At 31.7% G+C, this 12,749-nt stretch carries 15 protein-coding genes and 1 pseudogene; 5 read left to right on the top strand and 11 right to left on the bottom strand.

What is annotated here, in order from left to right:
• Positions 1-77 precede the first annotated feature (77 nt).
• The 4 genes from OEI98_RS02385 to OEI98_RS02370 form a co-directional block, all read right to left on the bottom strand.
• Positions 78-287, bottom strand: a complete 210-nt coding sequence (locus tag OEI98_RS02385) for a hypothetical protein (protein WP_143597670.1) — start codon at positions 285-287, stop codon at positions 78-80.
• A 229-nt stretch (positions 288-516) separates the two neighbouring features.
• The gene (locus OEI98_RS02380; RefSeq protein WP_004402029.1) at positions 517-1,242 is read right to left on the bottom strand and encodes a hypothetical protein; all 726 of its coding nucleotides are present in this window, start codon (positions 1,240-1,242) and stop codon (positions 517-519) included.
• A gap of 64 nt (positions 1,243-1,306) precedes the next feature.
• Positions 1,307-1,729, bottom strand: a complete 423-nt coding sequence (locus OEI98_RS02375; protein ID WP_003871101.1) for a hypothetical protein — start codon at positions 1,727-1,729, stop codon at positions 1,307-1,309.
• 46 nt (positions 1,730-1,775) lie between these two features.
• Positions 1,776-2,867 carry a WD40/YVTN/BNR-like repeat-containing protein gene (locus OEI98_RS02370; RefSeq protein WP_266039394.1) on the bottom strand — a complete coding sequence of 364 codons (1,092 nt, stop codon included), beginning with the start codon at positions 2,865-2,867 and terminating at the stop codon, positions 1,776-1,778.
• Between the two features lie 320 nt (positions 2,868-3,187).
• Here OEI98_RS02370 and OEI98_RS02365 point away from each other — a divergent pair, with 320 nt between their 5' ends.
• Positions 3,188-3,826, top strand: coding sequence for a hypothetical protein (locus OEI98_RS02365; protein ID WP_266039392.1), 639 nt, complete (start codon positions 3,188-3,190; stop codon positions 3,824-3,826).
• 49 nt (positions 3,827-3,875) lie between these two features.
• Here OEI98_RS02365 and OEI98_RS02360 read toward each other — a convergent pair whose 3' ends face one another.
• Positions 3,876-4,460, bottom strand: coding sequence for a hypothetical protein (locus tag OEI98_RS02360; RefSeq protein WP_266039391.1), 585 nt, complete (start codon positions 4,458-4,460; stop codon positions 3,876-3,878).
• Positions 4,461-4,957: 497 nt separating this feature from the next.
• Between OEI98_RS02360 and OEI98_RS02355 the strand changes: the two genes are divergently transcribed.
• The 3 genes from OEI98_RS02355 (at position 4,958) to OEI98_RS02345 (ending at position 6,104) form a co-directional block, all read left to right on the top strand.
• The gene (locus tag OEI98_RS02355) at positions 4,958-5,326 is read left to right on the top strand and encodes a sigma-70 family RNA polymerase sigma factor (RefSeq protein ID WP_004402034.1); all 369 of its coding nucleotides are present in this window, start codon (positions 4,958-4,960) and stop codon (positions 5,324-5,326) included.
• A 90-nt stretch (positions 5,327-5,416) separates the two neighbouring features.
• Complete coding sequence (locus tag OEI98_RS02350) at positions 5,417-5,683, top strand: hypothetical protein (RefSeq protein WP_266039390.1); 267 nt, start codon at positions 5,417-5,419, stop codon at positions 5,681-5,683.
• A 58-nt stretch (positions 5,684-5,741) separates the two neighbouring features.
• Positions 5,742-6,104, top strand: a complete 363-nt coding sequence (locus OEI98_RS02345; RefSeq protein ID WP_323053761.1) for a peptidoglycan-binding domain-containing protein — start codon at positions 5,742-5,744, stop codon at positions 6,102-6,104.
• Positions 6,105-6,145: 41 nt separating this feature from the next.
• Here the strand turns inward: OEI98_RS02345 and OEI98_RS02340 are convergent, their stop codons facing one another.
• The 3 genes from OEI98_RS02340 to OEI98_RS02330 all read right to left on the bottom strand — a co-directional run bounded on the left by OEI98_RS02340 (position 6,146) and on the right by OEI98_RS02330 (position 8,788).
• The gene (locus tag OEI98_RS02340) at positions 6,146-6,808 is read right to left on the bottom strand and encodes a hypothetical protein (RefSeq protein ID WP_004402036.1); all 663 of its coding nucleotides are present in this window, start codon (positions 6,806-6,808) and stop codon (positions 6,146-6,148) included.
• A gap of 239 nt (positions 6,809-7,047) precedes the next feature.
• Positions 7,048-7,692 carry a copper amine oxidase N-terminal domain-containing protein gene (locus OEI98_RS02335; RefSeq protein ID WP_033426650.1) on the bottom strand — a complete coding sequence of 215 codons (645 nt, stop codon included), beginning with the start codon at positions 7,690-7,692 and terminating at the stop codon, positions 7,048-7,050.
• Between the two features lie 94 nt (positions 7,693-7,786).
• Positions 7,787-8,788, bottom strand: coding sequence for a WD40/YVTN/BNR-like repeat-containing protein (locus OEI98_RS02330; protein ID WP_266039386.1), 1,002 nt, complete (start codon positions 8,786-8,788; stop codon positions 7,787-7,789).
• Positions 8,789-8,854: 66 nt separating this feature from the next.
• Here OEI98_RS02330 and OEI98_RS02325 point away from each other — a divergent pair, with 66 nt between their 5' ends.
• Positions 8,855-9,802: an AEC family transporter gene (locus tag OEI98_RS02325; protein ID WP_004402040.1), complete on the top strand. Its 948-nt coding sequence runs from the start codon at positions 8,855-8,857 to the stop codon at positions 9,800-9,802.
• Here OEI98_RS02325 and OEI98_RS02320 read toward each other — a convergent pair.
• The 3 genes and pseudogenes from OEI98_RS02320 to OEI98_RS02305 all read right to left on the bottom strand — a co-directional run bounded on the left by OEI98_RS02320 (position 9,788) and on the right by OEI98_RS02305 (position 12,444).
• Positions 9,788-10,728, bottom strand: a pseudogene (locus OEI98_RS02320) (lysophospholipase). The gene OEI98_RS02325 and the pseudogene OEI98_RS02320 overlap by 15 nt on opposite strands.
• A 36-nt stretch (positions 10,729-10,764) precedes the next feature.
• A complete protein-coding gene (locus tag OEI98_RS02310; RefSeq protein ID WP_266039381.1) occupies positions 10,765-11,520 on the bottom strand; it encodes a DUF429 domain-containing protein in 756 nt (251 codons plus the stop codon).
• 15 nt (positions 11,521-11,535) lie between these two features.
• Positions 11,536-12,444, bottom strand: a complete 909-nt coding sequence (locus OEI98_RS02305) for a CPBP family intramembrane glutamic endopeptidase (protein WP_266039379.1) — start codon at positions 12,442-12,444, stop codon at positions 11,536-11,538.
• Positions 12,445-12,749 lie beyond the last annotated feature (305 nt).

The following is a 12,749-nucleotide window of genomic DNA, read 5'->3' as shown; positions in this document are numbered from 1 at the left end:
CTCTCCCTTTCTTTTATTTTTATAAAAAAGAATACCTCTGTGTTATTGTAATACTTTTCAATTCTTTTAATTTAATATCAATTTACATATCCATTATTTAACATCAACACCCATTCACTACTAGTCTCCCTATGAAGTGTTACCCATGAAGTAGAAACATATCCATGCAAAATATCCGTTCTTACAGGTAGCCAACCATAACTTGAAAGATCATAGTAATAATAGTTTGATGTCGGATAAAAATATTTTGTAGAAGTTAAGGTTATGTGTTCGTATCCAAAGGACATCTGGTTTAAAAGGCGTTCTAGTAAAAGGTAAAGGTTTTATATTTTTTCTCATTGCTACTATTATCAATTGATATTTTTTAATATTTTGTAAAATTTATACATTTTTAAATCTTAGTGTAAAACCTCTTAAGTATTCTTTACGGTTATTATAATATATATTTTTTCCAACGTCTATAGAGCAATAGTATTATAAAAAATTTTTTCATTCCCCTCTCCTACCTCTACAAAATCAATCTACTCTGAAGCCTCTAAACATATCTTTATATTTTTCATCAATCGATATTTTAGCCTGTTTTACATATTGATCTATTATATTGTCAAAATACTTTTTATACTCATTTTGCACCTCTATAGTCATTTTATCCGTTTTCTTCAATTCCCCATTTTTAATTCCTTCATTGATTATCGCATTGTACAGCTTATCAAAAAGCAACATTCTTTTTACATTGTATCTCTCATAATCGTTCCAGTATTCCTCATATCTCATACCACTTGCAGAAATTAACTCTTTCAATTTTCCCTCCGCTTCAGGAAATTCTTTGAATTGTTGTTTCTCTTTTTCAATATATGAATTTATTTCATCTTCAGATACCTTTAGATTGTATTTCATAGCAAGATATTCTTTTACTTTCTCTCTCACCAATTTATTTAAAACAAAATTATTTATATCGTTTACCTGTCCTTCCGATGCCAATGTCAATCCCTTACGCAATTCAAATTCGTTTTTATATATCGGTATACCGTTAGCCTCTGCAATCACATCCCCTTCATTGACTTTCAATTTGTCTTTATTACCCTTTAAAAAACTGCCTACTTTTTCAATAATTTTATCAAACTGTGATTGATTTGGCCCATCCCCTGCACTAACTCTCGAGACTGACAATCCAAGGGCAATTATACTCAATGATAAAACAATGGCAAAAGCGATTAATAAAAAAGTTTTTGTTTTCCTCATTGCACCTACCTCCAAACAAATATTAATCCTTCCATTCCTAATTTATTTTATTTTTTACTTCGCCTTATCTGATAGATTCCCAAAAAGACTGTAAATAATCCTGTACAATAGAGTTATCGAAAACATCGTATGTATACCCATTTACTATAATTATTTTTTTATTATCTTTATCAAAAGCTATAAAGCCGTTCTCTACATGAGAATAAAAATTTATTACATAATAAGAAAAATCTATTTTTCCTTTTACCGTGCTGCTCATTTTATATTTGTATCCTCTTAACCATTCGGTTAATTCTTTAATTTTTTCTTTATCTTCTGTTATTTTTGGTTGCTCATTTCTTAATATCTCTACTTTATAAACATTATCAAGATTAAATCCAATGGCTTCATCAATGGTCTTTACTCTATATTCATACAGATTTTTAGCCAAAATAGCGATAAAATAAATTATTACAATTAATACAATAACTCTTATTTTTCTATACATTCTGTTCTCATCCTCCTCATTTTCTCCTTATACACCAATTGAAATTTTAAAACTTCTTATCCCACGTATAACCGCCATTTTCACTGTAAAATAAATTTGTCCCACCCGATGTTGAAGCTAAAGCCCACACTGTTTTATTATCTATAAATTGAATTTGAAATGTACCTTGAGGAATATTTAGCTTTTCCCATGTATTTCCTCCGTTATTTGTTTTAAATAATTCATCTTCAAATAAAACATACCAGTTTTCTTCATCTACTACATAAACCTCTCTGGGGGAATTCTTGGATACAAAAGAAGCCTTCTCTTTCCAACTATTCCCATTATCCTTGCTTACTAAAAACACTTCCTCAAAATCCCCTCTCACATCATCAAATGCAGATATTGGCCAAATGATTTCACCATCAACAAGTTTAAGAGAATATACAGAAATATATTCTTCATCAAATCTTGAAAGCAGTGGAATAATTTTTTTATTCCATGTATATCTTCCATCAGTGGTCATGTATAAACTAGATTTTCCTGGTTCACACCTTTCCACTGTAATAAAACCCGTTTTTACATCAGGCAAAAAAACAAAGCTCTTTTTCTCCCCTTCATATGGAAGTGGATTAGGAGATGCTGAAGTACTGTTAGGCAATTCTCCTTCGTGAATGAGAGTCCATTTATTGTTTATTAATTTATAAACATCCACAGGCACATTCCCAGACGCAGGCCCATATTCCTTAAGGGCCCAACCTTGATATTCTCCACCGGAATTTATAAAAAATAATTTACCCATACCAAAAGGCACTTCATCAGCATCCCAGTTTTTACCTCTATTTTCTGTCTTGTAAAGAGTCCCATTAGAATAAAGTATCCAGGCATGATCAGAATCCATAAAAAACCATCCGCGAACATCACCTATGACAGAAGTCAAAGCAGTCACCCATGTAGTGCCTCCATCATTTGTAATAAATACTTTATTTTCTCCCATATTTTCTCCAATAGCCCATCCATTATTTCTATCTATCATTTGGAAATATTGAAAATTAGGAATTAGTTTGTGAAATGTATTACTCTCCTTAACCTCTCTTTTTGTTTGGCATCCGCCAAATAACAAAGTTAAAATTATCAAAATTACAAGAGCTTTTTTCATTCCTCACCAAAACCTCCCATAAATTCTTCTACCAACATTATACCATTATTTCGTTTGTCAGATATTACAAATTGGTTACAAATTATTAAATCTTTATTAATTCCCCTTAATAATTTGCTTAGAAAATAGCCTTAAAGCTCCATATTTCGCAGCAGGCAGTAAATAAAACAAAGAAAAGAGCATTGAAAAAATGAGAGAATTTTTAGGAGAAGATTTCTTAGATGGGTTGTAAATTAGCATATAAAACTCTCTTTAATAGGTAGAAGGGTAAATCGGCCGATTAGTCCTTCGAAAAAATAATAAAAGCGAGGTAGATTTTTATGGCTACTTGTCCAACAAGCCCAAAACCAAATTATACAACTTTTGTAAACAACTATTTAAGTTATGCACAAACAGCTTCACGCTCCTTACAATTGCCCGTTGCTGCAATATTAGCTCATTGGTATCAAGAATGGGGAATGCCAATAAAAAATCCTGCATTTCAAACATGGGCTCCAAGTGGAATATGTGTGAGTGGATATTGTGGAGGTAGTACTGGAAATGCATTTCCTATATTTTGTACCTTAAACGACGGTGTGCAAGCTTATATAACACAAATGAATTATTACAATGATGGCAGTCATATAGACATTTTTGGCTTTCCAACTAAACTTTCAACGTTCTATAACATCGGTTATAAAGCGGGAGGAAAAACAGCAACAGTAAAAAATGATAATGGAAATACAGTAACAGCTCAAGGCGTAACACATTATGGATTAAATGATATTCCTGAGTTCACAACTCCTCAACAATTGACATATTATGAACATCAAGCTCTATATTCTGTTTTAGAAGCTCTTGGTGCATCTGAATGGGATGCTGGTCATTATTTTAGTGGAACAGATACGCAGCCTGGACAATCTCTAATTAATATTGTAATAAATTCGGGTTGGCAAGATTCGTACAATTATATTTATTAAAGAGGGACTGTAACTTTATCAGTCCCTCTTTAATAAAAAATTGTTACATTTACTTTAATGCTCTTTTCCATTCTTCAGGCAAAGGATAACCCTTTATAAATGCTTGCCCATGATATACAGGTATTATACCTGATTCAACAGCAGGTTTTATAGGAACATGCTGTGCAACTATTACTGAACCAGGTGGTATATCACCAAACATAGGCACAGGCGGCCAATACCTACCGTCAGGTGGAGAATATAAGAAAACAACTCCTTGAAGCGTTATGTATAAAAAATTATCATTGGAATCATTGTTAATAGATGTAGGGTCTGTTTTATCATCTTGAGAATAAATATATTTTTGCCACACTTTAGGTAATTTCCAATCATCAAATGAAGCAGAATCAACGTCATAATCTTTCCATATTCCTCCACAAAGTTCAGATCCATACACGGGTATTTGTGACATATCAAAAGATGTACTTTCCTTTAATTGTTTCAAAATTTCTTTTTGAGAAATTGGATTTGCCAAATCAATGTTTTCTGTATTTCTAGTTATTACCTCCTTGTCTTCATATTTCGTAAATCCCTGTGATATTAATACACCGATTATTATTCCAAGTACAAAAATTAAAAAATATCTTCCTCTCATCTTATCTCCCCAATTACTGTTTTAAAAACTTTTTAATCTTTCACCCAAGCATCCAATGTTTCTACTCATATTATCATTATACCATTATTTCGTCCATCTGATATTACAAATTGGTTACAAATTATTAAATTTTTATTAATTCCCCTTAATAAATTCTTTAGAAAATCTTGCTATAATAGTTAGTATCAAGTATTCAGCTACTTTAGATATTTACTCTTTACTTGTAAAAAATTCCTTATCATGGGTTGTTTTTTATACTAAAAATAGCTCTTTAATATATAGAAGGTAATTTTTTCATGTGAAGGTGATTAAATTGAAAAATAAATCTCTTCCCAGTACAAAACCAAAAGAAAAAGATGAAAAAAGTTATTAGAAATTATCGATAAATTTAAACCCCTACTCAATAAATACAAGAAAAAACTTGGATATGATGGTGCCGAAGAAGACCTATTACTATGGCTTTTGAAAACAATTACTAAACTTAAAGGGTGATTTTTATGCTCAATATAAATGATGAAAAATTAATCTCATACATCGCAAAAGGCATGAAAAATGAATACATAAGACTTTCTATAAAATATAACAAGATTAAGGAAAAAGAACTTCTCATTGAAGATGAAGAAAGTGTTAGCAGTGATAGTGAAAATGCTCAAAATATAGAAACCAAGCTTGCAATAGAAGAAGCACTGCAAAAACTAACTCCCTTGCAAAAAGAAATAATAATTGAAACGATTTTATATGGGAAAAAAGAAAAGGAAATAGCTTTAAAGCTCCATATTTCGCAGCAGGCAGTAAATAAAACAAAGAAAAGAGCATTGAAAAAAATGAGAGAATTTTTAGGAGAAGATTTCTTAGATGGGTTGTAAATTAGCATATAAAACTCTCTTTAATAGGTAGAAGGGTAAATCGGCCGATTAGTCCTTGAAAAAATAAATAATAGAAGGAGGTGGAATCTTATGAGTACCGATCTTAAAAATACAATTTTCTCAGTAAACATATTTAATACAAATACTTCTCAATGGGAAAGATATACTCTAAAAGGATTAGAACCAATGCCAAAAACAGAAAATTTATCAGTATACGAATTGGCAGATTATAGCTCTGATTTTGATAAATTATATACTACTTATATTTTTACAGATACAAAAACACTAAATCAATGGAATAACTATAGAAAAGCAATAGGAACTCCTATACGTGTCACCCGCATATTGCTCTGTTAAACACAATAAAGATTTAGCAAGTAAATATCCTGGACAAGTAGCAAAATATTCTCAACATATGGCAGGAAAAGCATTAGATATGGTCCCTTATTACGGAAATATAACATTAGAGCAAATGTATAAAATTGCTCTATCCTATTGGACTTTCGTTGAACCAGATTATAGCAGTCATGTTCATGGTGATGCAAGAGATCCAGGTTCCCCATATTATCCAATAGTTCAATACGGTAGTCAAAATGTTTATGTAGCAACTTGCCAGGATGCACTATATTACAATGGTTATCTCACACTTACTGATATAGATGGAATTTTTGGAGATATTACGAAAAACGCAGTTATAAAGTTTCAAAAAGACCATAACTTAACACCTGATGGAATTGTTGGTTCTCAAACTTGGTCTGCATTGCTACCTGATACCTAAACTAAAACTCCCTCACAATTAAAATGTGAGGGAGTAATTTTTTATAATCTCGTACCTGTATCTACCCATATAAATTCCTTGATTACATTTTTAGCTATTGGATTAAACATGTCTGACGATTCAAGAGTAGGATGAATAATAATATAGAAATATCTCCCTTCATGCTCTCCTAAAACTATAACTCCATAAACTCCATTCCTCTGAAATATCGCCCAATTAAAAATCTTTTGCTCTTCTTTAAGCTTATATTTGTTTGCAAGACCTTTTACTTTTTCAATTGCATAAGATTTATCTACATTTCTCGGCAAAAAAGTTATTTCAATATAGTCATAGTCATGAAGAAATTGTCCATTTATTATTTTTGAAGTTTCTATACGCACAGTTGTGCTTCCATCTCCAAAATTATTAATACTTGTTTCCATGTTTTCCGGAATATAAGTTATAAAACCAGGTGATAATTTAGAACAATCAAAAAGTGTATATGAAACTTTATAATCCACACCTTCAATAGTCGCAGTCTCTTCCTTGCTTTTAGGAAGTTCACTAATATTTATTTTGTTTGTTTTTTTTTCACTAAAATTTTCTTTTGTTTTAGACACAGGAGGTATAATGCTTTCTGAGCTGTCTTTATCAGTTTTTGTGATATTAATATAGCAGCCACTCAAAAATAATATTACCATTAAAATAATGAGAAGTTTTCTCATCCAGACTCACTCCTTAAAATATATGTTTTCATTAATTTCAAAATTTATCATCTATATCTTTCCAGCATCATCAATAAGAGTTAAGAGAAACAATTAATATTAAAATTACGATATTGATTGTTATATCTTATTAGCCTTTAGCTACAATAAGCCCAATCCCCTATATCTATTTATGGTATATAACCCATTCAAGAAAACTTTTTCTCTGAAACTTTCTTAAACCCAGACAATATTTCTCTTTAATTAGGTATAAATTCAGTCTTACCATTAATCCAATCCAATTTGGTAATAAAATACCTACTCGAAACCACTGAACAGTCAGGATATCTTTCTGGTTCTACTGTCAACTTTATTTCAAAAGCTAATGTTGGTGAATTATTATCATAAGGACCATAATATGCCTTAACATTATATACCCAATAATAATTACTATAAGAAACTTCTTTAATTTCTATTTTTGTTACAGGTGTAGAAGGACCTATTATTTCAGGTTTTATTTGCCCCCTAATTTTGGGACTTAAAAACAAACGAGCAACAGCTCCATTTCGATCTTGCAAGGCATGGGCAAAGTTTTCTACAAAATGCTTAGGAGTTTCAGCTGTTCGCAAATAATTGCTAATCAAATCCGTTTCTACTTTATCACTAAAAGAAATCGTAACAATTCTGTCTTGTTTGTCCCACTTCACCTCTGCCCCTACGGCTTCAGCTACCCACTTAATTGGCACCATTGTCCTTCCATTGATAATCTGCGGTGGCACATCTGGCTTAATTTCACTACCATTGACAATCAATTTGATTGTACTATTCGCAAAAGCAATTACGGTAAAAAACGACACCATTAGAATAGCACTAATAACCAATACCAACCTCTTTTTCAATAACATCTACCCCCTTTTTAATATTTCCCTTTCCAAAATATTTCTACCATCATTATACCATTATTTCGTTTATCAGATATTACAAATTGGTTACAAATTATTAATTCTTTCTTAATCTCCACGTATTACCCCCATCTATTGTTTCATAAACTAAAATATGTTTTTCTAATTTATTATCTTTATTAGGCCCATAAAGTTCCAAAATTAATTTCCCCTGTTTATTATCAGCAAATACAGGTACATTTGCAGATGAAAGATAACAATTCTTATAAATCTCAGGCACAGATAATTCTATTTTTGACCAACTTTTCCCACCATCTGTTGTTCTAAAAAGCAGTGGAGCAGGACCTAAGTTGTTTGAGATACTAATCCATCCATTATTTTTGTTGTAAAATTTCATATTTGAACGATCTGCCGCACTATAAATCCCATCATAGTTCTTTTTGCCTGTTATATTCACATTTTCCCACCTTTTACCTCCGTCATTGGTTTTCAATAAATAATTTATCTGCATTCCTGCACCATTCATTGTGGTCAAAATCCAACCCTCTTCAGGAGTAACAAATTGAAGAACTGATATAGCTTCTCCATATTTGCCGATTTCAAATTTAAATATATCCCAATGTAAACCTCCATCTTTTGTTTTAAGTATATGTAATGTTTGGGGGACAATCCATGCTATCCACACATTATTATCCATAAAGTAAGGTACTATATTCTCAGCATCTTTATAAGCACTCTCAGGAATTTTATCAACAGGAATATAAATTTGTGTCCATGTTTTTCCCCCATCATCACTATTATATAATTGCAAGTCTTTCAAGGATGAAATCTTATTATCTTTGAAACTCCATCTCCATTTTTCATTTTGGATATCATTAGGAGTAACATCTTCACTTACATTTTGGTTGGGGGGCTTTGCTAAATTATCATGATTTTTGACATTAATCTGGCACCCACTAAAAAATAAAGTTAAAATTAACAAGCCAATAAATATTTTTTTCATACTTACTCCTCCTAAAACTTCTTTAACAACATTATACATCCAGTTGATCTTTTTGTTGTTACATATAATATCTTCCCTCTTTGAAATTTTTATCATTTTATGTTATCCTTAATAAATAAATCTAAACACAGTGCTGTACTCTCTCATAAGGAGGCTTTTTTGATGGAGACTTTCTTCTCTGCAGTCCAGGGAGTTCTTATAATTGTATTCATACTGGTGCTTGGCTATTATTTATCCAAAATAGGGTGGTTTGATAAATCAACATCAGACCTTTTTGCAAAGCTTGTAATTAATGTATCTTTACCTCTTAATATGATTGTAAACATTTCTACAACTTTTTCTAAAGAACAACTAGAACACTCAGTAAGAGGACTTTTAATTCCGTTTTTATCTATACTTCTATCCTATATAGTGGCTTACATATTTGCTGAAACTTTTAAAATAAAAAAGGGAAGAAAAGGTGTTTTTGTAGTGATATTCTCCCTCTCAAATACTATTTTTGTTGGACTACCTATGGCTCAAGCTCTTTTTGGAGATATAGCAACACCTTACGCGCTTTTATATTACATGGCAAACACTACAATATTGTGGACTTTAGGAGTATATAGTGTTATAAGAGATGTAAATGGAAAAGAAAGAAACGTTGTAAACTGGGATACAATAAAGAGAATATTCAATCCTCCCCTTTTAGGTTTTATAATAGGAGTAATTTTTGTGCTTGCAAATATTTCTCTTCCAAAATTTCTCTTTGAAAGCTTTAGAATGATTGGAAATCTCACTACTCCTTTATCAATATTCTACATTGGCATAGTCATTCATGAAATGGGTTTTGATAAATTTAAACTTGACAAAGATGCCATTCTAGTTTTCATTGGAAGATTTTTAATAACTCCTGCCCTTGTATTGCTTCTAAACATATTCATCCCTGTGCCAAAGCTTATGAGGGATGTATTTGTCATAATGTCAGCAATGCCTGTACTTGTAAATTCAGCAATTATAGCAAGAGTTTACGGAGCAGATTATGAATTTGCCACAAGTATGATTACATATACAACAATATTGAGCGTTATCATAATGCCATTTTACATGGTGTTATTAAGAATAATTTAATACTTTCTTTTCACTCCATGTGAGAATATCTTTATAAACCTCCTCTTTCCCAACTTCATTGAGAAGTTCATGCCTTTTCCCCGGATAAAGCTTCATATCAACCCGTTTTAATCCCATGCTCTTGTACAGCTCATACAACCTCCTTACCAATTTACCGTATTCACCGACAGGGTCTTCTTCTCCTGAAATAATAAATAAAGGTAAATCCTTCGGTATTTTAACTAACCTCTGAGGCTTAAATATATTTAAAAGCCCTCTAAAGAAATAATAAAAAAATCCCGCTGTAAAGACGCCGCCACAATAAGGGTCTTCTTCATATTTTTTAACCTCTTCCTTATCTGTTGAAAGCCATTCAAATTTGCTCAAATTATCTCCTTTTATTTTTTTATTGTAACTTCCAAACGTTAATTTATCTAAAACTTTGCTCCTCTTTTTCTCACCAAAAAGTGTTTTTTCAATAAAAGCCAAAGCATAACCAAATCTAAGAGGCAATTCCTTAACTGCAGAGGAACCGCTCAATATAACGCCATTAACTTCTTTGCCATACCTTATCATAAACTCTTGAGCCACAAAAGATCCAAAACTATGGCCAAATATAACAATGGGAAGATTTCCGTATTTTTCTTTCAAAAACTTCATTATCAGATATTCATCTTCTACTATCTTATTAAAGCCATCTTTTCCTATGTAACCTACATTATCCAGGCTCCCTGCTGTTTTCCCGTGACCTCTATGGTCATCGGCACATACTACAAATCCTTTTTCATTCATATAACGGGCAAAATTTTGGTATCTTCCCCCTGTTCAGCCATTCCATGAAATACCTGAATAATACCCCTGGGAATTTCCTCTGGCACCCAAAGATGAAGGTATATATCTGCTCCATCCTCCCCTTTTATAAAGAAACCGCTATAATTACCTGCCATTTTGCTCCCCCTCTTCACACTTTTTTACAATAATATTTATTCTATAAAAATTTCATTTAACCTGCTAAATTTTACAAAGAAAATTTCCATTGGCAGCCCCAAAAGGTCTTTTTCTTTAAAATTTGTATGGAAAGAGCATATATTTCCCTCTTTCTTAATAGCCAAAATCCCTGTTGCAAGTAAAATCAAAGCATCTACTATATCGTCTCTTCTTAAGCCTTTAATTTTATCTTCAACTATCTCACATCCAAACTTTCTAAAAAGTATTCTTAAAAACTCTATTCTCTCTTTATACCCTTCCTCATCTCTTTTACTAAATTTTGCTACCTCTCCTTTTAAGCCTTTAAAAGCCACCTCTGGATGAGATTCTTTTAAAAATTTAACTGCTTCTGGATTTTTAATTACAAATTCATCCACTTCCTTTATTTTGGGAACAATATTCCAGGCTTGTTTTGACAACCCTTTCCCCAAAATCTTTTTATTTATAGCTAGTGCCTCTTTATAATCTCTAGCCTTAAAAACTTCTCTGCAAGGAGGAGAAAATATACTGGAAGAGCGAGGATACCCCAGAAATTTCCTCGCTTCTTCATCACAGCTTCTATACCTTTTCTCCGAATGAGGAAGACCAATGGGAATATCAATGAGAACAAGTTCTAATTTATCCCTGTAAGAATGCCATACATCCTCAATTTTTTTAAAAAATTGCACAAAAGCCTTCCCATTTTTACAAGTAGCTACAGCCCATCCGCCTTTAGCACCGTCTATACCTAAAACTCTTTCGTCAATATTCACTGCTATCCCTTCTTTTTATCCCAATTCTACTTCTTGCACTTTTCTGTATCTTTCAAAATAATAATACAGTATTAAAAAAGTAATTAAGATAACAAGAGTAGTAATTATTCCTCCTTCCAGTCCAAACTCCCCTCCGGAGAGGAAATTGTTTTTCGGAAAAGCATTGTAAATGCCTCTCATAGCATTGCCACTCACATTAAACCCGAATATGTAACCTTGAAAATAATTCCATGATATGTGATATCCAATCGGCATCCACAGATTCCCTGTCTTTAGATACATGTAGGAAAATAAAACACCTATGAGAAATATATTTAAAAGCCCAAGGAATACTATATTAGGATTTAGAATATGCATGAGTGAAAAAATAATGGAAGAAATCAAAACAGAAAGCCATGGCTTCCCCATCTGGTTTAATGCATTTATAATATATCCCCTGCTCATGAGCTCTTCTTCCAAACCCACAAGAATAAAAGCGTACATGCCACCAAGTAAATAGTAAGCACTTATATTACTATTTCTTTCGATTGTTACAGCCCCTATTATGTAAAGTATCAAAACAATTATTACAATGGAAAAAGCTCCAATAAAAAAGCCTGCTATTAAGTTCCTATAACCCTCTTTTATAGAAATAAAGCCTATATCTTTAAATCTTTTCTTGTCTATAAATTTTAGCATTAAAGTTATCATGATTACTGTAGACAAAAAACTTATAGTAGTGAAAAGATAAAATCGCTCTTCTCCCACCATCAATAAAAGGTAAAGTTTCTGCGCCGTATACTTTAAATAACCACCTATCAAGCCGATTATAAAAAAAGCTAAAAACGCAAGTAACAATGTGATGACAAAAGTTCCTGCTATCAAAATAGCAATTTTCCAGCCTGAACGCATTTGCCCACTTTCATTCACAAATATTTTCTTCAAAGCAATCCCTCCAAATATTTTGTAAATACCACAGCAAAAGATGAATAGAAAGTAACCTATTACCATAATATACAAATTTAGAGCAAAAAACAAGAGAAATTTATTTTTAAGACAGAGGGGACGGTTCCTTTTGTCTGAACTCTAAATCCAAAGATAAGGGCAAAATATCCATTTTGTCCAAAAAAATAAAAAGGAGTCTCCTGTTGTTTTTAATTTATTTTTCAATTTTCTTTATCAACTCAAAAAACCTCTCCTGACTTTCCTTGTCATTCGGGTTTTTAAGTAAATTTTTTAAAATTCACCTA

Source organism: Thermoanaerobacter sp. RKWS2, assembly GCF_026240795.1.
Lineage (GTDB): Bacteria > Bacillota > Thermoanaerobacteria > Thermoanaerobacterales > Thermoanaerobacteraceae > Thermoanaerobacter > Thermoanaerobacter ethanolicus.
This window is presented reverse-complemented; position numbering and strand designations above follow the sequence as displayed.

Coding starts and splice junctions, on each gene's coding strand:
- OEI98_RS02350 (WP_266039390.1), top strand. CDS start 5,417: ATGAGTACCGATCTTAAAAATACAATTTTCTCAGTAAACATATTTAAT.
- OEI98_RS02335 (WP_033426650.1), bottom strand. CDS start 7,692: ATGTTATTGAAAAAGAGGTTGGTATTGGTTATTAGTGCTATTCTAATG.
- OEI98_RS02330 (WP_266039386.1), bottom strand. CDS start 8,788: ATGATAAAAATTTCAAAGAGGGAAGATATTATATGTAACAACAAAAAG.
- OEI98_RS02370 (WP_266039394.1), bottom strand. CDS start 2,867: ATGAAAAAAGCTCTTGTAATTTTGATAATTTTAACTTTGTTATTTGGC.
- OEI98_RS02345 (WP_323053761.1), top strand. CDS start 5,742: ATGGCAGGAAAAGCATTAGATATGGTCCCTTATTACGGAAATATAACA.
- OEI98_RS02360 (WP_266039391.1), bottom strand. CDS start 4,460: ATGAGAGGAAGATATTTTTTAATTTTTGTACTTGGAATAATAATCGGT.
- OEI98_RS02380 (WP_004402029.1), bottom strand. CDS start 1,242: ATGAGGAAAACAAAAACTTTTTTATTAATCGCTTTTGCCATTGTTTTA.
- OEI98_RS02375 (WP_003871101.1), bottom strand. CDS start 1,729: ATGTATAGAAAAATAAGAGTTATTGTATTAATTGTAATAATTTATTTT.
- OEI98_RS02340 (WP_004402036.1), bottom strand. CDS start 6,808: ATGAGAAAACTTCTCATTATTTTAATGGTAATATTATTTTTGAGTGGC.
- OEI98_RS02365 (WP_266039392.1), top strand. CDS start 3,188: ATGGCTACTTGTCCAACAAGCCCAAAACCAAATTATACAACTTTTGTA.
- OEI98_RS02355 (WP_004402034.1), top strand. CDS start 4,958: ATGCTCAATATAAATGATGAAAAATTAATCTCATACATCGCAAAAGGC.
- OEI98_RS02385 (WP_143597670.1), bottom strand. CDS start 287: ATGTCCTTTGGATACGAACACATAACCTTAACTTCTACAAAATATTTT.
- OEI98_RS02325 (WP_004402040.1), top strand. CDS start 8,855: ATGGAGACTTTCTTCTCTGCAGTCCAGGGAGTTCTTATAATTGTATTC.